This window comes from Streptomyces sp. NPDC088354 (genome assembly GCF_044753585.1).
In the GTDB taxonomy this organism is placed as follows: domain Bacteria; phylum Actinomycetota; class Actinomycetes; order Streptomycetales; family Streptomycetaceae; genus Actinacidiphila.
Genome location: NZ_JBIVNJ010000004.1, coordinates 340,660 through 358,046, shown reverse-complemented (window position 1 = coordinate 358,046; position 17,387 = coordinate 340,660). Strand labels below are relative to the sequence as shown.

The window sequence follows — 17,387 nt, the reverse complement described above, 5'->3', positions numbered from 1 at the left end:
CGCGTCAGGATGACGATGGGCATCGCGTCACTGTGACGCATTACCCGGAGCAGCGTCGGTGTGCGAGCATGGATGACGCGAAAGACGGTCGGACCCGGAGGAATGAATCCGGGAAGCCACCGGTTGACCGTCGTGGCAGCAGTCCGTACAACCCGGGAGTGATCAGATGACGGTTCAGGACGAGACCAGCCAGAGCGAGGGCATCCTGCTGTCCGACGCAGCGGCCTCCAAGGTCAAGAGCCTGCTCGAGCAGGAAGGCCGCGAAGACCTCGCGCTGCGCGTCGCCGTCCAGCCGGGCGGCTGCTCCGGTCTTCGCTATCAGCTGTTCTTCGACGAGCGCGCGCTCGACGGCGACGTCGTGAAGGACTTCGGCGGCGTCAAGGTCGTTACCGACCGCATGAGCGCCCCGTACCTCGGCGGCGCCTCGATCGACTTTGTGGACACGATCGAGAAGCAGGGCTTCACGATCGACAACCCGAACGCGACCGGCTCCTGCGCCTGCGGCGACTCCTTCCACTGAGTCCCGGCGCGGACGCGCACGCACACGGAGGCGGCGGACACCGAACGGTGTCCGCCGCCTCCGGCGTTGTGCGGGATCAGGTGTGCGGCACGGTGCTGCCGTCGGAGAGGTCCACGACCTTCCGGTCGCCGAGCGGCCGGTCCAGGGAGACCGTGCGGGTGAACTTCTTGGCGATCATGATGCAGGCCGCGCCGGGGTTCTTCTCCACCGAGGTGACGCGCACCTCCACCACCCGGCCCGAGCCGTCGGCGGTCGCCGCGTAGCTGCTGCAGACGCCGCCCCAGAAGCGCAGGGTCAGCTTCGAGCCCTCGACGGTGTACGACTCCACCTTCGTCGTCCCCGCCCGCGGCGCCGTGCCCGGGCCGGGGGCCCCGGGCCCGGTCGAGGGTGACGGGCGGCCGCGCAGGTACGCCGGGTCCACGGCGGGCTGCGCCAGCACCGAGGTGCCCCGCACGCCGGGCTGCGTCAGCGTGAACAGCCACGACGGGACCAGTGCCCGCCGCCCGCTCACGAACTGCGCCGACAGCCCGAACTCGGCCTTGCGGATCTCCTGGCCCCGGGGGCCGGACGGCAGGCACGGCAGCTGCCTCGGCAGCGCCGGGTCCTCGCCGGGTGCGCGGGACTCCTTGGGGACCACCGTCGGGCAGGTGCGAAGTCCCAGGTCACCGCCGGTGCCGGAGCGCCGCAGCTGCTCCAGCGCCTCCTCGGCCGACACCACGGGATAGGTGTCGCCCCGCGTCAGCGGCGCCATCGACCCGTACGCCGTGACCACGCCCTCGTGGCCCACGGTCAGCACCGTGCGCCACCCGTGCGTCGGCAGGCCCGCGACCCGCGGGTCCGCGGTGACCTCGCGCAGGGCTCCCGCGGACTCGCCGGCGTCGGTGCGGGCGTCCTTCAGGCCGAGTGCCGCGAGCACGGGAGCCGCCTCGCGCAGCGCCCGGTCGGCGGGCACCGCCTGGTCGCCCGGGGCGGGGAGGCGCTTCTTCGGCGGGGAGGCGGTGGTGTAGCGGGAGTACGCCCAGTCGCCGGGCGCCTGCTGGTTCACCCGCAGGGCGGGCCCGCCGCCGTCCGGGGTGCCGCCGGCCTTCCACGCGCCGTGGTCGGAGCCGACCGTCCCGGACATGCCCAGGGCGCGTGCCAGCTTCTCCACCGCGGACCGGGAGACCGTGCCGGGGCGCTGAAGGGCGGCGGACGACGGACCGGCGGGCAGGTCGGTCCTCAGGACCGGGTCGCCGACCGGGCCGTGCGTGGCGCCGTCGAGCTCCAGCGGCGTTGGGGACCCGTTCCCGGCGCCGTTCCCGGCGACGGCGGGGGTACCGGGCGTGCCGCCCTGGGCGCTCGCCCAGTAGGCGCCGCCGCCCCCGGCGGCCAGCACGGCCGCGGCGACCGCGGTGACGGCCCAGGACGGCCTGCGCCGGCGGCGCGGCGGCGCGCTCTCGCTCTCCACGGTGGCTCCTTCGGCTCCCGTACCACGGGGTACAGCAGATGACGCCCCTGTGACTCAGGAGCGGGACGTCACTTGGACGGGCCGGAGCGCGTCGCGGTTCCGATCAGTCGCCGTACTCGGCCATGCCCTCGACGACGTGCGCGGACGCCTCGGGCACCGTGATGCCGTGCAGGGTGGAGGGGGCGACCCGTGAGACCTCCGTCGCGGCGGGGGTCTCCCAGTGCTGGGCCATCTTGCGGCAGTCGCCGAGCAGCTCGGCGAGCGTCTCAGGTTCGCCGAGCGGGGCGGCGGGCAGGGAAGGGGTCATAAGCCGACCCTAGGCATCCTGAATCACATGAGAAAGCCCTACTATCGGGTAGTTTCTCCGTGTCGGCGTTCACCGGTGCACCCGGTAGCGTTGACAGCTCCGTTGCCCGTTTCCACGTCCGCCCCCCGCAGGAGCAGCCCAGCCGTGCGTATCGCAGTCACCGGCTCCATCGCCACCGACCATCTGATGACCTTCCCCGGCCGATTCGCCGACCAGCTCGTCGCGGACCAGCTGCACACGGTCTCCCTCTCCTTCCTGGTCGACACCCTCGACGTGCGCCGTGGAGGCGTCGGCGCGAACATCTGCTTCGGAATGGGCCAACTGGGTGTACGGCCCGTGCTCGTCGGGGCCGCCGGCTCCGACTTCGACGACTACCGGGCGTGGCTGGACCGGCACGGTGTGGACACCGCGTCGGTGCGGATCTCCGAGGTCCTGCACACCGCGCGCTTCGTCTGCACCACCGACGCCGACCACAACCAGATCGGCTCCTTCTACACCGGTGCGATGAGCGAGGCCCGCCTCATCGAGCTGCACTCCGTCGCCGCCCGCGTCGGCGGCCTCGACCTGGTCCTCATCGGCGCCGACGACCCGGAGGCGATGCTCCGCCACACCGAGGAGTGCCGTTCCCGCGGCATCCCGTGGGCCGCGGACTTCTCGCAGCAGATCGCCCGTATGAACGGCGACGAGATCCGGATACTGCTGGACGGCGCGGCCTATCTCTTCTCCAACGAGTACGAGAAGGGCCTCATCGAGTCCAAGACCGGCTGGACCGAGGAGGAGATCCTCGGCCGGGTCGGCACCCGGGTCACCACCCTGGGGTCCCGCGGTGTGCGCATCGAGCGGGTCGGCGAGGAGTCGATCGTCGTCGGATGCGCCGAGGAGGAGGCCAAGGTCGACCCCACCGGCGTGGGCGACGCCTTCCGTGCCGGCTTCCTGTCCGGTCTCGCCTGGGGCGTCGGGCACGAGCGCGCCGCGCAGGTGGGCTGCATGCTCGCCACCCTGGTCATCGAGACCCTCGGCACCCAGGAGTACCAGCTGCGCCGGGCGCACTTCATGGACCGCTTCACCAAGGCCTACGGCGACGAGGCCGCCGACGAGGTCCGCACGCACCTGCGCTGACCTCGCCGCGCCGTTTCCTTCGCGCCCCGCCGCCCTTCCGGGGCGGCGGGGCGCGGGTGCGCGAGGGGTCAGGACAGCCGGCGCACCCAGTAGGCGACGCCGCGCGGCGCCTCGTGCGCACCGGCGTACTCCTGGCCGCGCATCTCGCACCAGGCGGGGATGTCGAGCCGGGCGGCCTCGTCGTCGGACAGGACGGAGACGATGCCGCCGACCGGCACGTCCTCGATCACCTTCGCCAGCTCGATGACCGGGATCGGGCACCGCTTGCCGAGGGAGTCCACCACCAGCTCCGGCAGGCCCTCGCCCGCCCCGCCGGTGGGCCGGGCCGACGGCTCGGGGGCGCCGAGGCGTTCGCGGACGGTCCGGACGACGCCGGGCAGTGTCTCCAGGAAGCCCTCGACGTCGTCGGCCACCGCGCCGTACGGCAGCGACACGCGGACGTTCCCCTCCGACAGCACGCCCATGGCCTTGAGGACATGGCTGGGCGTCAGGGTGCTCGACGTGCACGACGACCCGGAGGAGACGGACCAGCCCGCCCGGTCGAGTTCGTGCAGCAGCGCCTCGCCGTCGACATAAAGGCAGGAGAACGTCACGACGTTGGGCAGTCGCAGCGAAGGGTGCCCGACGACCTCGACGTCCGCCACCAGCTCCGGCACCCGGGCGCGGATCCGGTCGACCAGCGCCGACAGACGTGCCGCCTCCGCGACCGCCTCCGCGCGCACCGCGCGCAGCGAGGCGGCCGCCGCGACGACGGCCGGGAGGTTCTCGAAGCCGGGGGCGCGGCCGGACTCCCTTTCGTCCGTGGGTCCCTGGGGAGCGAAGCGGGTGCCCTTGCGCACCGCGAGCAGCCCGACCCCGGACGGCCCGCCCCACTTGTGCGCGCTCGCCGCCAGCAGGGACCAGGGGCCCTCGACCGGACCCCAGCCCAGCGACTGGGCGGCGTCCACCAGCAGCGGCACCCCGGCCGCCCGGCACCGTTCCGCCACCTCCGCGACCGGCTGCACCGTGCCCACCTCGTGGTTGGCGGACTGGAGACAGGCCAGCGCGGTGTCCTCCCGCAGCGCCTCCGCGAAGGCGGCGGCGTCGACCAGGCCGGTGCGGTCCACCCCCACCTCGGTCACCGGGCCGCCCTCCACCGCGTGCAGGACGGAGGAGTGCTCGACCGCGGAGACGACCGCGTGCCGCCCCACCCGCCGCCGTCCGGCCAATGCCCCGGAGACCGCCGCGTGGACCGCGCGTGTCCCCGAAGGAGTGAAAACCAGTTCGTCCGGCCGGCACCCCACGGCCTCCGCCGCGGCCTCCCGCGCCGCGTCCAGCAGCAGTCGGGCCCGGCGCCCCTCCCGGTACAGCCGGGCGGGGTCGGCCCAGCCCTCGTCGAGGGCGGCGAGCAGGGCCTGACGGGCGACGGGATGCAGGGGAACGGCGGATGCGGCATCGAAATAGGGCACGTCCCGCACGGTACGCCCCGTGGGTCCCGACGGCTTCTGGGCCTGCGTCAGAAGGCCCCGGAACGGGGCGTTCCGCGAGTACGGGACGGCGTCCGACACCCCTTCGGGGGCCGCCCCGGCGCGTTGGCACCCCTCCCCGCGCGGCCCAAAAACGAGTCCAGTAGGGTTTGGTCCGCATAAACATCCACACCACTGCCCGCGCCAGGGCGACCGACCAGCACAGGCCGGGAATCCGGACGCGCGGGCGAGACTCTCGGGAAGGCGCTACGTGAGTCCCTACGGCTCCGACCGCTCGTCGCGGCGCCCGATGCGGCGGATTCTGCCGCAGGCGCTGGCCGCGGGCCTGGTCCTTGCGACCGCCACCGGTTGCACATACGAGGACTTCCCCCGCCTCGGCATGCCCAGCCCCGCAACAGCCGAGGCACCGCGGATCCTCTCGCTCTGGCAGGGTTCCTGGGCGGCCGCGTTCGCGGTCGGTGTGCTCGTCTGGGGACTGATCCTCTGGAGCATCATCTTCCACCGCCGCAGCCGCACCAAGGTGGAGGTGCCGCCCCAGATCCGGTACAACATGCCGATCGAGGCGCTCTTCACCACGGTTCCGCTGGTCATCATCTCGGTGCTCTTCTACTTCACCGCGCGGGACGAGTCCAAGCTCCTGGAGACCTCGAAGCGGCCCGACCACGTCATCAACGTGGTCGGCTTCCAGTGGAGCTGGGCCTTCAACTACGTCGAGGACGTGGACGGCAACCCGTCGACGCCCCCGGCCGGCAAGGTGCCCGCGGAGCTCTCCTCGATCTCGGCGAAGAAGCTGGACGCGCCCGCCGGTGCGGACGGCGTCTACGACTTCGGCTCCGCGGCCACCCGGGACCCGGACACCGGCAACCCGGGCCCGACCCTGTGGCTGCCGAAGGGCGAGTCGGTTCGTTTTGTGCTCACCTCGCGTGACGTCATCCACGACTTCTGGGTGGTCCCCTTCCTGATGAAGATGGACGTCATCCCCGGGCACACCAACGTCTTCCAGGTGACCCCCAACAAGGAGGGCACCTTCATGGGCAAGTGCGCCGAGCTGTGCGGCGTGGACCACTCCCGGATGCTCTTCAACGTCAAGGTCGTCTCTCCGGCGCAGTACCAGCAGCACCTGAAGGACCTGGCGAAGAAGGGCCAGACCGGTTACGTCCCGGCAGGCATTGCCACCACCGGCAACGCCAAGAACGCGGAGACCAAGACCCAGTGAGCATTCTCAACGAACCCCACGGCGCGGCCGCGGCGCACGAAGACACGTACGAGGACGAGCTGCCGCTGCGCACCAAGCAGCCCGGCGCGGCGGTCGTGAAGTGGCTGACCACGACCGACCACAAGACGATCGGCTCGCTCTACCTCGCGACGTCGTTCTTCTTCTTCATCATCGGCGGCATCATGGCGCTCATCATGCGCGCCGAGCTCGCCCGCCCCGGCACCCAGGTGGTGTCGAACGAGCAGTTCAACCAGCTCTTCACGATGCACGGCACCGTGATGCTGCTGATGTTCGCGACGCCGCTGTTCGCCGGTTTCGCGAACTGGATCATGCCGCTGCAGATCGGCGCCCCCGACGTCGCGTTCCCGCGGCTGAACATGTTCGCCTACTGGCTCTACCTGTTCGGCTCGCTCATCGCGGTCGCCGGCTTCCTGACGCCGAACGGCGCCGCCGACTTCGGCTGGTTCGCCTACTCCCCGCTCACCGACGCGGTCCGCTCGCCGGGCATCGGCGGCGACCTGTGGATCATGGGTCTGGCCTTCTCCGGCTTCGGTACGATCCTCGGCTCGGTCAACTTCATCACCACGATCATCTGCATGCGCGCCCCCGGCATGACGATGTTCCGGATGCCGATCTTCGTCTGGAACGTGCTGCTCACCGGTGTGCTGGTGCTCTTCGCCTTCCCGGTGCTGGCCGCCGCGCTGCTCGCCCTGGAGGCGGACCGCAAGTTCGGTGCCCATGTGTTCGACGCCGCCAACGGCGGCGCCTTGCTGTGGCAACACCTGTTCTGGTTCTTCGGGCACCCAGAGGTGTACATCATCGCGCTGCCGTTCTTCGGCATCATCAGCGAGGTCATTCCGGTCTTCTCCCGGAAACCGATGTTCGGTTACGTCAGCCTCATCGCGGCGACCATCTCCATCGCCGGCCTCTCGGCGACCGTGTGGGCCCACCACATGTACGTCACCGGCGGCGTGCTGCTGCCGTTCTTCTCGTTCATGACCTTCCTGATCGCGGTACCGACCGGTGTGAAGTTCTTCAACTGGATCGGCACGATGTGGAAGGGCTCACTGAGTTTCGAGACACCGATGCTCTGGGCGATCGGCTTCCTGATCACCTTCGCCTTCGGTGGTCTGACCGGTGTCATCCTGGCCTCGCCACCGCTGGACTTCCACGTCTCCGACTCGTACTTCGTGGTGGCGCACTTCCACTACGTCGTCTTCGGAACCGTCGTCTTCGCGATGTTCTCCGGCTTCCACTTCTGGTGGCCGAAGTTCACCGGCAAGATGCTGGACGAGCGGCTGGGCAAGATCACCTTCTGGACGCTGTTCTTCGGCTTCCACGGCACGTTCCTCGTCCAGCACTGGCTGGGCGCCGAGGGCATGCCGCGCCGCTACGCGGACTACCTGGCCGCGGACGGCTTCACCACGCTGAACACCATCTCGACCATCAGCTCGTTCCTGCTGGGCCTGTCGATGCTGCCGTTCTTCTACAACGTGTGGAAGACCGCCAAGTACGGCAAGCCGGTCGAGGTCGACGACCCGTGGGGCTACGGCCGCTCGCTGGAGTGGGCGACCTCCTGCCCGCCGCCGCGGCACAACTTCCTCACGCTGCCGCGCATCCGGTCCGAATCCCCGGCGTTCGACCTCCACCACCCGGAGATCGCCGCTCAGGACCAGCTGGAGAACGTCGGCCCGGCCCCCAAGGCCGTCTCCGGCGGCGATGAGAAGGAGACGGGCAAGTGAAGTTCCAGGGCAGGCTGTTCCTGTGGCTCTCCTTCTTCTTCCTGGCCATGGCCGTCATCTACGGTCTGTGGTCCAAGGAGCCGGTCGGCACCACGGCGCTGTTCCTCTCCTTCGGCCTGGCCGTGATGATCGGGTTCTACCTGGCCTTCACCGCCCGCCGGGCGGACACCGGGGCACAGGACCGTGAGGACGCGGACGTCGCGGACGACGCCGGCGAGCTGGGCTTCTTCAGCCCGCACAGCTGGCAGCCGCTGCTGCTGGCCTTCGGTGGTGCCACCGCGTTCCTCGGCATCATCTTCGGCTGGTGGCTGATCTACTTCGGCGCGCCCTTCATCCTCTTCGGACTGTGGGGCTGGGTCTTCGAGTACTACCGGGGCGAGAACCGCACCCAGTGAGCCCGTCGCGCACACGGGCGAGGCCCGGACACCCGAATGGGGTCCGGGCCTCGCCCGTTCGCACGCGCCCGACGCGCGCGAACGGGCTCTTATGCATAACGTGTGATCATGGGTCTCTTTTCTCCCCGCCGAATGGCGATCGCACTCGTGACAGCGGTGGCGGCAGCTCCGCTCGCCAGCTGCTCGGGTGGCGGCGATCCGTTGGCCAAAGCTCCCTACGACGCTTCGGGCGACGTGGTGTGGGCCGCGGGCACGGGCACGAAGAAGGCCGACCCCCGGAAGCCGCTGGAAATCACCGTCAAGGGTGACAGCAAGCGCATCACGGATGTGACGGCCACCGACGGCGCCGGCCGATTCATCCGCGGGCGGCTCTCCGAGGACGGCAGGCACTGGCAGAGCACCTCCGCACTGGGGGCGGGGGCCCACTACACCGTACGGGTGAGCACCGAGGACAAGGACGGCCGTCAGGGCCGCAAGACGCTGGCGCTGGACACCCGTGCCCCCGACAAGCTGCTGCGGGTCACCTTCGGCCCCGAGAGCGGCACCTACGGCGTCGGACAGCCCGTCACCGCCGAACTCAGCGCCCCGGTCAAGGACATCAACGCACGCATCGCCGTCGAGCGCAGTCTGCACGTCGACTCCGCGCCGTCGGCCGGCCAGGGCGCCTGGTACTGGGTGGACGACCGCACCCTGCACTACCGCCCGCGCACCTACTGGCCCGCGCACGCCCGGATCGAGGTGCGCAGCACCCTCGACGGCCTGCACATCAAGGGCGGCATGTACGGCGGCCCGGCCAAACCCCTGACGCTGCGCACCGGCGATCGGGTGGAGGCGCTCACGGACGCCGAGACGCACACCATGACCTTCAAGCGCAACGGCCGCGTCGTGCGCACCATCCCGGTCACCACCGGCAAGCCCGGCTTCTCCACCCGCAACGGCATCAAGGTCGTGCTGGGCCAGGAGGCCAACGTACGGATGCGCAGCGAGACCGTGGGCATCGCGTCGGGCAGTTCGGACGCCTACGACCTGCCCGTGCAGTGGGCCACCCGGGTGACCTGGAGCGGCGAGTACGTGCACGCCGCGCCCTGGTCGGTGGGCTCGCAGGGCGTCGCCAACGTCAGCCACGGATGCACCGGGATGAGCACGGACAACGCGCACTGGTTCTTCGACAACGTGCGGCGTGGGGACATCGTGGTGGTCACGCACAGCCTGGGTGACGAGATGGCGCCGTTCGGGAACGGATTCGGCGACTGGAACCTCAGCTGGGCCGACTGGCGCAAGGGCAGCGCCGCCGGGGCGCGGGCCGGCACCGACCCGGCCGCGGCGGACGACACGGACGACCCGCAGGCCCGTCTGCGGCCGGTCCTGTGACCTCTGCGCCGGCTACGCGTCGACGGACAGACGCTGCCTGAGCAGCCCCGCCAGGGCGGCGCTCAGCTCGACCGGGTCGACGGGGTGGCTCACCGCCGCGTCGGCCCGGCTCCAGCTGGCCAGCCAGGCGTCCTGGGGGCGTCCGATCAGCACCAGCACCGGCGGGCAGCGGAAGATCTCGTCCTTGACCTGCCGGCACACACCCATGCCGCCTGCCGGCACGGACTCGCCGTCCAGCACGCACGCGTCGATGCCGCCGTTCTCCAGCGCGCTCAGCACGGCGGGAAGGGTCGCGCACTCCAGGTACTCCACCGGCGGCAAGTCGGCTGCGGGGCGGCGCCCGACGGCCAGACGGACCTGCTCCCGGGTGTTCCTGTCGTCGCTGTAGACCAGCACCGTCGCGGTCGTCTGCATCCGTGCCTCCTCGCCTTCGTGGAGTCGCCTGCCTGTGGCCGAACCTTACTCCTGAGCAGGGTCCTTCGAGGAGTGTTAGCTCCTTCGGGCGATCTCTGCCGCTGTCCCAACGGCCTTGACACACCGAATGGCACCCCCCGGAGTGAGCGCGAGATAAGGGACCGACATAATGTCGGTCGTGGCGACAGCAACAGCAGTAGAAACCGGGCACGCGCACCCGTCGGTCAACCGGCCGAACCTCACCAGCGTCGGAACCATCATCTGGCTGAGTTCCGAGCTGATGTTCTTCGCGGCCCTCTTCGCGATGTACTTCACCCTTCGCTCGGTGACGGGTGCCGAGTACTGGAAGGCTCACGCCGATCTCCTGAACGTTCCGTTCTCGGCGGCGAACACCACGATCCTCGTGCTCTCCTCCTTCACCTGCCAGATGGGTGTCTTCGCCGCCGAGCGCGGCGATGTGAAGAAGCTGCGCGCGTGGTTCACGGTCACCTTCATCATGGGCGCGATCTTCATCGGCGGTCAGATCTTCGAGTACACGAACCTGGTCAAGGAGGACGGCCTTTCGCTGTCCTCGGACCCGTACGGTTCGGTGTTCTACCTGACCACCGGCTTCCACGGTCTGCACGTGACGGGCGGTCTCATCGCCTTCCTGCTGGTCCTGGGACGGACCTACGCGGCCAGGCGGTTCACCCACGAACAGGCCACCGCCGCCATCGTCGTCTCCTACTACTGGCACTTCGTCGATGTCGTCTGGATCGGCCTCTTCGCCACGATCTACCTGATCAAGTAAGCGGACCGCCGCGGCAGCCGCGGCCTTCGGTCCGTGTCCCAGACCCATCGACGCAAGAGATCCTGACACCGGGGTAATCCGTGAAAAAGCTCTCCGCACGACGGCGCCACCCGATGGCGGCGCTCGTCGTCCTACTTCTCGCGCTCACGGCCATCGGGGGGCTGTACGCGGCGCTCGCGCCCGCACCCAAGGCGCAGGCCGACGACAGCTCCCAGTCCCTCGCCATCGAAGAGGGCAAGAAGCTGTACGCCGTCGGTTGCTCCAGCTGCCACGGTACGTCGGGCCAGGGAAGCAGTGACGGCCCGAGCCTGGTGGGCGTCGGCTCCGCGGCCGTGGACTTCCAGGTCGGCACCGGCCGCATGCCGGCCCAGCAGCCCGGCGCGCAGGTTCCGAGCAAGAAGAACATCTACTCGCAGAAGCAGATCGACCAGCTCGGCGCCTACATCGCGTCGCTGGGCCCCGGCCCGTCCACGCCCACCGAGGATCAGACCAACCCGAGTGGCGCGGACACCGCGCGAGGCGGGGAGCTGTTCCGCACCAACTGCGCGCAGTGCCACAACTACCAGGGCAAGGGTGGCGCCCTGACGAACGGCAAGTACGCCCCGTCGCTCTCGGGCGTGAGCAACAAGCACCTGTACGAGGCCATGCTCACCGGCCCGCAGAACATGCCGTCGTTCCCCAACAGCACGATGCCCGAGCAGAACAAGCGCGACATCATCGCCTACCTGAACGCCGTCAACGGCGACAAGGCGCCGAGCCCCGGCGGCATGTCGCTGGGCAGCCTCGGCCCCGTCACTGAAGGCCTGTTCGGCTGGATCTTCGGCCTCGGCGTTCTGATCGTCTGTGCGTGCTGGATCGGCGCCCACACCACCAAGGCCAAGAAGTCATGAGTCAGGACATGTCAGAAGAGAACCTGCCGGAGCGTTCGGCTCACGACCGTGGCCAGGTCGGCCTCGCGGATGAGCACCCGTTCGCCGACCCGGGCCTGCCCGCGCACCTGCCGCGCCGCCAGGACATCGACGAGAAGGCCGCGAAGTCCTCCGAGCGGACCGTGGCGCTGCTGTTCACCGCCTCGATGATCGCCACGCTCGGTTTCATCGCGAGCTTCGTCGTCATCCCGATCGACAAGATCGTCTACGTCTGGCCGCTGGGCCACATCAGCGCGCTCAACTTCGCGCTGGGCATGACGCTGGGCGTCTCCCTGTTCGCCATCGGCGCGGGCGCGGTCCACTGGGCCCGCACGCTGATGGACGACACCGAGCGCCCGGCCGACCGGCACCCGATCGAGGCCGACCCGGAGACCCGGGCCCAGGTGATGCAGGACTTCGCCGACGGCGCCCGCGAGAGCCAGCTCGGCCGTCGCAAGCTGATCCGCAACACCCTGCTCGGCGCGCTCACCCTGGTCCCGCTGTCCGGCGTCATGCTGCTGCGCGACCTCGGCCCGCTGCCGGAGGAGAAGCTCCGCCACACGCTGTGGGCCAAGGGCAAGCTGCTGGTCAACCAGAACACCAACCAGCCGCTGCGTCCCGAGGACGTCGCCGTCGGTTCCCTGACCTTCGCCGTGCCCGAGGGGCTCGAGGAGGACCAGGAGGACTTCCAGGAGCAGATCGCCAAGTCCGCGCTGATGATCGTCCGCATCGAGCCGGAGGACATCAAGGACAAGCGGGCGCGCGACTGGGCGCACCAGGGCATCCTGGCCTACTCGAAGATCTGCACCCACGTCGGCTGCCCGATCAGCCTGTACGAGCAGCAGACGCACCACGTGCTCTGCCCCTGCCACCAGTCGACGTTCGACCTGTCCGACGGTGCCCGGGTGATCTTCGGCCCGGCGGGCCACGCTCTGCCGCAGCTGCGGATCAGCGTGAACGACGAGGGCTACCTCGAGGCGCTCGGCGACTTCGAAGAGCCCGTGGGCCCTGCCTTCTGGGAGCGTGGATGAGTACCAACGAGAGCGTGAGCGCCAAGCCGCGCGGCAAGGCGCCCGCGGGTGAGCGTGTCGCCGACTGGGCGGACGGCCGGCTGGGCATCTTCAGCCTGGCCAAGGCCAACATGCGGAAGATCTTCCCGGACCACTGGTCCTTCATGCTGGGCGAGATCTCCCTCTACAGCTTCATCATCGTCATCCTGACCGGTGTCTACCTGACGCTGTTCTTCCACCCGGCGATGAACGAGGTCGTCTACGACGGCTCGTACACCCCGCTGCAGGGCATCAGGATGTCCGAGGCGTACGCGTCGACCCTGCACATCAGCTTCGACGTGCGCGGCGGTCTGCTGGTCCGGCAGATCCACCACTGGGCGGCCATCGTCTTCGTGGCCGCGATGCTCGTGCACATGATGCGCGTCTTCTTCACCGGCGCCTTCCGCAAGCCGCGCGAGGTCAACTGGCTCTTCGGCTTCCTGCTGCTGTTCCTCGGCATGTTCGACGGCTTCATGGGCTACTCGCTGCCGGACGACCTGCTGTCGGGTACCGGTATCCGGTTCATGGAGGGCGCGGTCCTGTCCGTGCCGATCGTCGGCACGTACCTGTCGTTCTTCCTCTTCGGCGGGGAGTTCCCGGGGCACGACATCGTGCCGCGGTTCTACACGATCCACGTGCTGCTGATCCCGGGCATCATGGCGGGCCTGCTGGTGGCCCACCTGATCCTGGTCTTCTACCACAAGCACACGCAGTTCCCGGGTCCCGGCAAGACCGAGAAGAACGTGGTCGGCATGCCGCTGCTGCCGGTCTACACCGCGAAGGCGGGCGGCTTCTTCTTCCTGGTCTTCGGCGTCATCGCGGCCATGTCCGCGCTGGTGTCCGTCAACCCGGTCTGGGCGTACGGCCCCTACCGGCCGGACCAGGTGTCGACCGACGCGCAGCCCGACTGGTACATGGGCTTCTCCGAGGGCCTGATCCGCATCATGCCGGGCTGGGAGATCAGCCTGTGGGGCCACACGCTCGTGCTGGGCGTGTTCATCCCGCTGGTGATCTTCCCTCTGGTCCTGGGCTTCATGGGCGTCTACCCGTTCCTGGAGTCGTGGGTCACCGGTGACAAGCGCGAGCACCACCTGCTCGACCGCCCCCGCAACCGCCCGGTCCGCACCGGCATCGGCGCGGCCTGGATCAGCCTCTACCTGATCCTGCTGGTCGGTGGTGGCAACGACCTCTTCGCTACCCGCTTCCACCTGTCGATCAACGCGATCACCTGGGTGGTCCGGATCTCCTTCTTCGTGCTGCCGGTGCTGGTCTTCTTCATCACGAAGCGGATCTGCCTGGGCCTGCAGCGGCGCGACCGCGACAAGGTGCTGCACGGTCGCGAGACCGGCATCATCAAGCGGCTGCCGCACGGCGAGTTCATCGAGATCCACGAGCCGCTGGACCAGGCCAAGCTGTTCACGCTCACCTCGCACGAGCAGCCGGAGCCGCTGGCCATCGGCCCGGCGACGGACGAGAACGGCGTGGAGAAGAAGGTCGGCCTCACCACGCGACTGCGCGCGAGGCTGTCGCGCGGCTACTACGGCGAGGGCACCCAGATCCCCAAGCCGTCGGCCGAGGAGTACGAGGAGATCACGAGCGGCCACGGCCACCACTGATCCCGGACGCTGTGCCACCGGGAAGGGCCCTGTTCGTCGGAGTTCATCCGATGGACGGGGCCCTTTCCCGTTCCCCCGCGCCGATAGGGTGGGGGCGAGGACGTCCGTTGCCCATCCCCTGCACGTCAGACCACCCGGAGTGTGGACCATGAGCGTTGTGAACCCCGCTGGAGGCGACACCGCGGCGGGCCGCTCCTGGCCCGGGATCCTGGGAGCCCTGCTGGCGGGGCAGGACCTGAGCACCGCGGAGACGGCCTGGGCGATGGACCGCATCATGAGCGGCGGGGCCTCCGACGCCCAGATCGCCGGCTTCATGGTGGCGCTGCGGGCCAAGGGCGAGACCGTCGACGAGGTCACCGGCCTCGTCGAGTCGATGTACGCGCACGCGCAGCCCCTCGACATCCCCGGGCCGGCCGTCGACATCGTGGGCACCGGCGGCGACCGGGCCAGGACCGTCAACATCTCGACGATGTCCGCCATCGTCATCGCGGGGACCGGGACCAAGGTCGTCAAGCACGGCAACCGCGCGGCCAGCAGTGCCAGCGGGGCCTCCGACGTGCTGGAGAAGCTGGGCATCAACCTGGACCTGTCGCCCGACCGCGTCGCCCGGGTGGCCGAGGAGATCGGCATCACCTTCTGCTTCGCGGCCAAGTTCCACCCCGCGATGCGCTACGTGGCCTCGGCGCGGCGCGACCTGGGGGTGCCGACCTCCTTCAACATCCTCGGCCCGCTGACCAATCCGGCCCGGGTCGGGGCGTCGGCGGTCGGCTGCTTCGACACCCGGATGGCCGGTCTGATCGCGGGGGTGCTGGCACGGCGCGGCTCCTCCGCGCTGGTGTTCCGCGGTGACGACGGCCTGGACGAGCTGACGGTCACCTCCACCTCGCAGGTCTGGATCGTGCGCGAAGGGACCGTGGAACAGGTCCCCTTCGACCCGCGCGACGTCGGCATCGAGCTGGTGCGGATCGAGGCGCTGCGGGGTGCCGACGCGGCCTACAACGCGGATGTGGCCCGCCGGCTGCTGGCCGGTGAGACCGGGCCGGTGCGGGACGCCGTCCTGCTCAACTCCGCTGCCGCGCTGGTGGCGCTGGAAGCCGCGGAGGGCAGTCTGACCGAGCGGATCGCCGCGGGAATGGCACGGGCGGCGGAGTCCATCGACTCGGGCGCGGCCGCGAAGACCCTGGAGCGGTGGGCGGCGGCCACGAACGCGTAGCCGCGCGGACGTTCGCAGGCGAGGGCCGGGGCCGGGCGCCCCGGCCCTCGCGCGTCTCCCGGCCCTCGCGCGCTCCCGGTACGGCCCGCGGCCCCGGGTGCCGCCGTGCGATGTCCGGGATGCGGACCGCGGCTTGCGGCACCGGGCGTCTGTGGCAGGATGCTGCGCAGGTCACGAGTGACAGCGACACGGCCCCGGCCCGCTGTCCGGCAACCCTCCTTCCGTGGCGGGGTGCCCCGGGTGATGACCAGGCCGCAGGCAGCGAGGTCTGCGGCAAGCACGGGCATGAGGAGTTCTTCCATGAGCAAGCGAATGCGCTAGGGCCCGAAGGCCCCTTTTCCACCCTCCCCGGGCGCGCCGCCGTGTGCCGTCCGGCGCCGCGAGGGCTTTCCCGTCATCCCTGACGCCCTGTCGCTCCCCCCCTGCCCACAGGAGACTTCGCCATGTCCGTGCACCTTGCTGCGACCGTCCGCACCACCACCACCGCCCCGCTGCCGGTCCTCGGCCGCGACGTCCTCGTCCCGCTCGTCACCGGTGGCGAGGTCGCCTACGCCGCCCTCGACTACGCCGCGAGCGCGCCCGCGCTGCAGCGGGTGTGGGACGACGTGGCCGCCTACGCGCCCTACTACGGCAGCGTGCACCGGGGCGCGGGCTACCTCTCGCAGCTGTCGACGGACCTGTTCGAGAGCAGCCGTGCGGAGGTGGCCGCCTTCCTGGGCTGCCGTGCCGACGACCAGGTCGTGTTCACCCGGTCGACCACGGACTCGCTCAATCTGCTGGCGTCCGTGGTGCCCGACGGCACCCGCGTCTTCGTCTTCGAGACCGAGCACCACGCCTCACTGCTGCCCTGGCGGCAGGGCGACGTCACCTACCTGAGCGCGCCCCGGACCCCCGCGGAGGCGGTGTCCGTGCTGGAGCGGGCGCTCGCCGCGTGTCAGTCGGAGGGTCCGGCGCTGGTCTGCGTGACGGGTGCGTCCAATGTGACCGGTGAGCTCTGGCCGGTGCGCGAGCTGGCGGCCGCGGCCCACGCGCACGGTGCGCGCATCGTCCTGGACGCCGCGCAGCTCGCGCCGCACCACCCCGTCGACGTGGCCGCGCTCGACGTGGACTGGGTCGCGTTCTCCGGGCACAAGCTCTACGCGCCCTTCGGCTCCGGCGTCCTGGCCGGCCGGGCCGACTGGCTCCGCGAGGGCGAGCCGTATCTCGCGGGCGGCGGCGCCACCCGGCGGGTCGCCCGCCGCGAGGACGGCGGCGTCGACGTGGACTGGCACACCACGGAGGCCCGCCACGAGGCCGGTTCGCCCAACGTCATCGGCGTCCACGCCATCGCCTCCGCCTGCCGGGCCCTGCGCGAGGCGGGCTTCGAGTCCCTCGTCGAGCGCGAGCAGGCACTCGTCGCCCGGGTGCGCGACGGTCTCGCGGGGATCCCGCAGGTGCGGGTGCTCTCCCTGTTCGGCGAGGACGCCCCGCGGGTGGGCGTCCTGTCCTTCGTGGTCGACGGCTGGAACAGCTCCCACTTCGCCGCGGCGCTGTCGGCCGAGTACGGCATCGGCGTCCGCGACGGGCTGTTCTGCGCCCATCCGCTGGTCCGCACCCTGCTCGGCGACCACACGGAACCGGGCGACTGCGGGGGCGACACCACCCTCAACGCCGTTCGCGTCTCCTTCGGCGCGGGTACCCCCGACGAGCACGTCGAGCGCTTCCTCACCGCCGTCGCCACCCTCGTCACCGACGGCGCCCAGTGGCGCTACCGCACCGAGAACGGCCGCTGCGTTCCCGCGTAACGCCGCGCCGGGCGCGCCCGGAGCCGAGGT

General features: G+C 70.4%; 16 protein-coding genes and 1 riboswitch. Of the genes, 12 read left to right on the top strand and 4 right to left on the bottom strand.

The window, feature by feature from the left end; genetic code table 11:
• The first annotated feature begins 166 nt into the window (after positions 1 to 166).
• Positions 167 to 520, top strand: a complete 354-nt coding sequence (locus ACIP98_RS09975; RefSeq protein WP_319662142.1) for an iron-sulfur cluster assembly accessory protein — start codon at positions 167 to 169, stop codon at positions 518 to 520.
• 76 nt (positions 521 to 596) lie between these two features.
• On the opposite strand, the gene ACIP98_RS09970 is transcribed toward ACIP98_RS09975, so the two are convergent.
• Both ACIP98_RS09970 and ACIP98_RS09965 read right to left on the bottom strand, forming a co-directional pair.
• Entirely contained in the window at positions 597 to 1,967 is a 1,371-nt protein-coding gene (locus ACIP98_RS09970; RefSeq protein WP_401974783.1) for a hypothetical protein, read from the bottom strand.
• A 103-nt stretch (positions 1,968 to 2,070) separates the two neighbouring features.
• The gene (locus ACIP98_RS09965) at positions 2,071 to 2,274 is read right to left on the bottom strand and encodes a hypothetical protein (RefSeq protein ID WP_401974781.1); all 204 of its coding nucleotides are present in this window, start codon (positions 2,272 to 2,274) and stop codon (positions 2,071 to 2,073) included.
• Positions 2,275 to 2,418: 144 nt separating this feature from the next.
• On the opposite strand from ACIP98_RS09965, the gene ACIP98_RS09960 reads away from it, so the two are divergent.
• On the top strand, positions 2,419 to 3,393 hold the full coding sequence (locus ACIP98_RS09960) for a carbohydrate kinase family protein (protein ID WP_319662139.1): 975 nt from the start codon (positions 2,419 to 2,421) through the stop codon (positions 3,391 to 3,393).
• Positions 3,394 to 3,461: 68 nt separating this feature from the next.
• Here ACIP98_RS09960 and ACIP98_RS09955 read toward each other — a convergent pair whose 3' ends face one another.
• On the bottom strand, positions 3,462 to 4,841 hold the full coding sequence (locus tag ACIP98_RS09955) for a cysteine desulfurase/sulfurtransferase TusA family protein (RefSeq protein ID WP_401974779.1): 1,380 nt from the start codon (positions 4,839 to 4,841) through the stop codon (positions 3,462 to 3,464).
• Between the two features lie 268 nt (positions 4,842 to 5,109).
• Here ACIP98_RS09955 and coxB point away from each other — a divergent pair, with 268 nt between their 5' ends.
• From coxB to ACIP98_RS09935, 4 genes are all read left to right on the top strand, one after another.
• Positions 5,110 to 6,075 (top strand): cytochrome c oxidase subunit II, encoded by a 966-nt coding sequence (coxB, locus tag ACIP98_RS09950; protein ID WP_401974777.1) that lies wholly within the window; start codon positions 5,110 to 5,112, stop codon positions 6,073 to 6,075.
• Entirely contained in the window at positions 6,072 to 7,817 is a 1,746-nt protein-coding gene (gene ctaD, locus ACIP98_RS09945; RefSeq protein WP_319662135.1) for a cytochrome c oxidase subunit I, read from the top strand. Before coxB ends, ctaD begins: the two co-directional genes overlap by 4 nt.
• Entirely contained in the window at positions 7,814 to 8,212 is a 399-nt protein-coding gene (locus ACIP98_RS09940) for a cytochrome c oxidase subunit 4 (protein WP_319662134.1), read from the top strand. The genes ctaD and ACIP98_RS09940 overlap by 4 nt, the downstream gene beginning before the upstream one ends.
• 132 nt (positions 8,213 to 8,344) lie before the next feature.
• Positions 8,345 to 9,583 carry an Ig-like domain-containing protein gene (locus tag ACIP98_RS09935; protein WP_319662132.1) on the top strand — a complete coding sequence of 413 codons (1,239 nt, stop codon included), beginning with the start codon at positions 8,345 to 8,347 and terminating at the stop codon, positions 9,581 to 9,583.
• A gap of 12 nt (positions 9,584 to 9,595) precedes the next feature.
• On the opposite strand, the gene ACIP98_RS09930 is transcribed toward ACIP98_RS09935, so the two are convergent.
• Positions 9,596 to 9,997 carry a hypothetical protein gene (locus ACIP98_RS09930; protein WP_319662131.1) on the bottom strand — a complete coding sequence of 134 codons (402 nt, stop codon included), beginning with the start codon at positions 9,995 to 9,997 and terminating at the stop codon, positions 9,596 to 9,598.
• 169 nt (positions 9,998 to 10,166) lie between these two features.
• Here ACIP98_RS09930 and ACIP98_RS09925 point away from each other — a divergent pair, with 169 nt between their 5' ends.
• The 6 genes from ACIP98_RS09925 (at position 10,167) to ACIP98_RS09900 (ending at position 17,357) form a co-directional block, all read left to right on the top strand.
• Positions 10,167 to 10,787 (top strand): heme-copper oxidase subunit III, encoded by a 621-nt coding sequence (locus tag ACIP98_RS09925; protein ID WP_319662130.1) that lies wholly within the window; start codon positions 10,167 to 10,169, stop codon positions 10,785 to 10,787.
• A gap of 80 nt (positions 10,788 to 10,867) precedes the next feature.
• On the top strand, positions 10,868 to 11,677 hold the full coding sequence (locus ACIP98_RS09920; RefSeq protein ID WP_319662129.1) for a cytochrome c: 810 nt from the start codon (positions 10,868 to 10,870) through the stop codon (positions 11,675 to 11,677).
• An 8-nt stretch (positions 11,678 to 11,685) separates the two neighbouring features.
• Positions 11,686 to 12,726, top strand: a complete 1,041-nt coding sequence (locus ACIP98_RS09915) for a Rieske 2Fe-2S domain-containing protein (protein ID WP_319662128.1) — start codon at positions 11,686 to 11,688, stop codon at positions 12,724 to 12,726.
• Positions 12,723 to 14,360: a cytochrome bc complex cytochrome b subunit gene (locus ACIP98_RS09910; protein ID WP_319662127.1), complete on the top strand. Its 1,638-nt coding sequence runs from the start codon at positions 12,723 to 12,725 to the stop codon at positions 14,358 to 14,360. The genes ACIP98_RS09915 and ACIP98_RS09910 overlap by 4 nt, the downstream gene beginning before the upstream one ends.
• A 148-nt stretch (positions 14,361 to 14,508) precedes the next feature.
• A complete protein-coding gene (trpD, locus tag ACIP98_RS09905; protein WP_319662126.1) occupies positions 14,509 to 15,573 on the top strand; it encodes an anthranilate phosphoribosyltransferase in 1,065 nt (354 codons plus the stop codon).
• Between the two features lie 169 nt (positions 15,574 to 15,742).
• A riboswitch (SAM riboswitch) is annotated at positions 15,743 to 15,859 on the top strand.
• Between the two features lie 157 nt (positions 15,860 to 16,016).
• Complete coding sequence (locus tag ACIP98_RS09900; RefSeq protein WP_401974772.1) at positions 16,017 to 17,357, top strand: aminotransferase class V-fold PLP-dependent enzyme; 1,341 nt, start codon at positions 16,017 to 16,019, stop codon at positions 17,355 to 17,357.
• The last annotated feature ends 30 nt before the right edge of the window (positions 17,358 to 17,387 follow it).

Bases quoted from the DNA above. Each gene is read 5' to 3' on its own strand.
- ACIP98_RS09975 (WP_319662142.1), top strand. From the start codon at position 167: ATGACGGTTCAGGACGAGACCAGCCAGAGCGAGGGCATCCTGCTGTCC.
- ACIP98_RS09915 (WP_319662128.1), top strand. From the start codon at position 11,686: ATGTCAGAAGAGAACCTGCCGGAGCGTTCGGCTCACGACCGTGGCCAG.
- ACIP98_RS09910 (WP_319662127.1), top strand. From the start codon at position 12,723: ATGAGTACCAACGAGAGCGTGAGCGCCAAGCCGCGCGGCAAGGCGCCC.
- ACIP98_RS09965 (WP_401974781.1), bottom strand. From the start codon at position 2,274: ATGACCCCTTCCCTGCCCGCCGCCCCGCTCGGCGAACCTGAGACGCTC.
- ACIP98_RS09935 (WP_319662132.1), top strand. From the start codon at position 8,345: ATGGCGATCGCACTCGTGACAGCGGTGGCGGCAGCTCCGCTCGCCAGC.
- ACIP98_RS09930 (WP_319662131.1), bottom strand. From the start codon at position 9,997: ATGCAGACGACCGCGACGGTGCTGGTCTACAGCGACGACAGGAACACC.
- trpD (WP_319662126.1), top strand. From the start codon at position 14,509: ATGAGCGTTGTGAACCCCGCTGGAGGCGACACCGCGGCGGGCCGCTCC.
- ACIP98_RS09900 (WP_401974772.1), top strand. From the start codon at position 16,017: ATGTCCGTGCACCTTGCTGCGACCGTCCGCACCACCACCACCGCCCCG.
- ACIP98_RS09925 (WP_319662130.1), top strand. From the start codon at position 10,167: ATGTCGGTCGTGGCGACAGCAACAGCAGTAGAAACCGGGCACGCGCAC.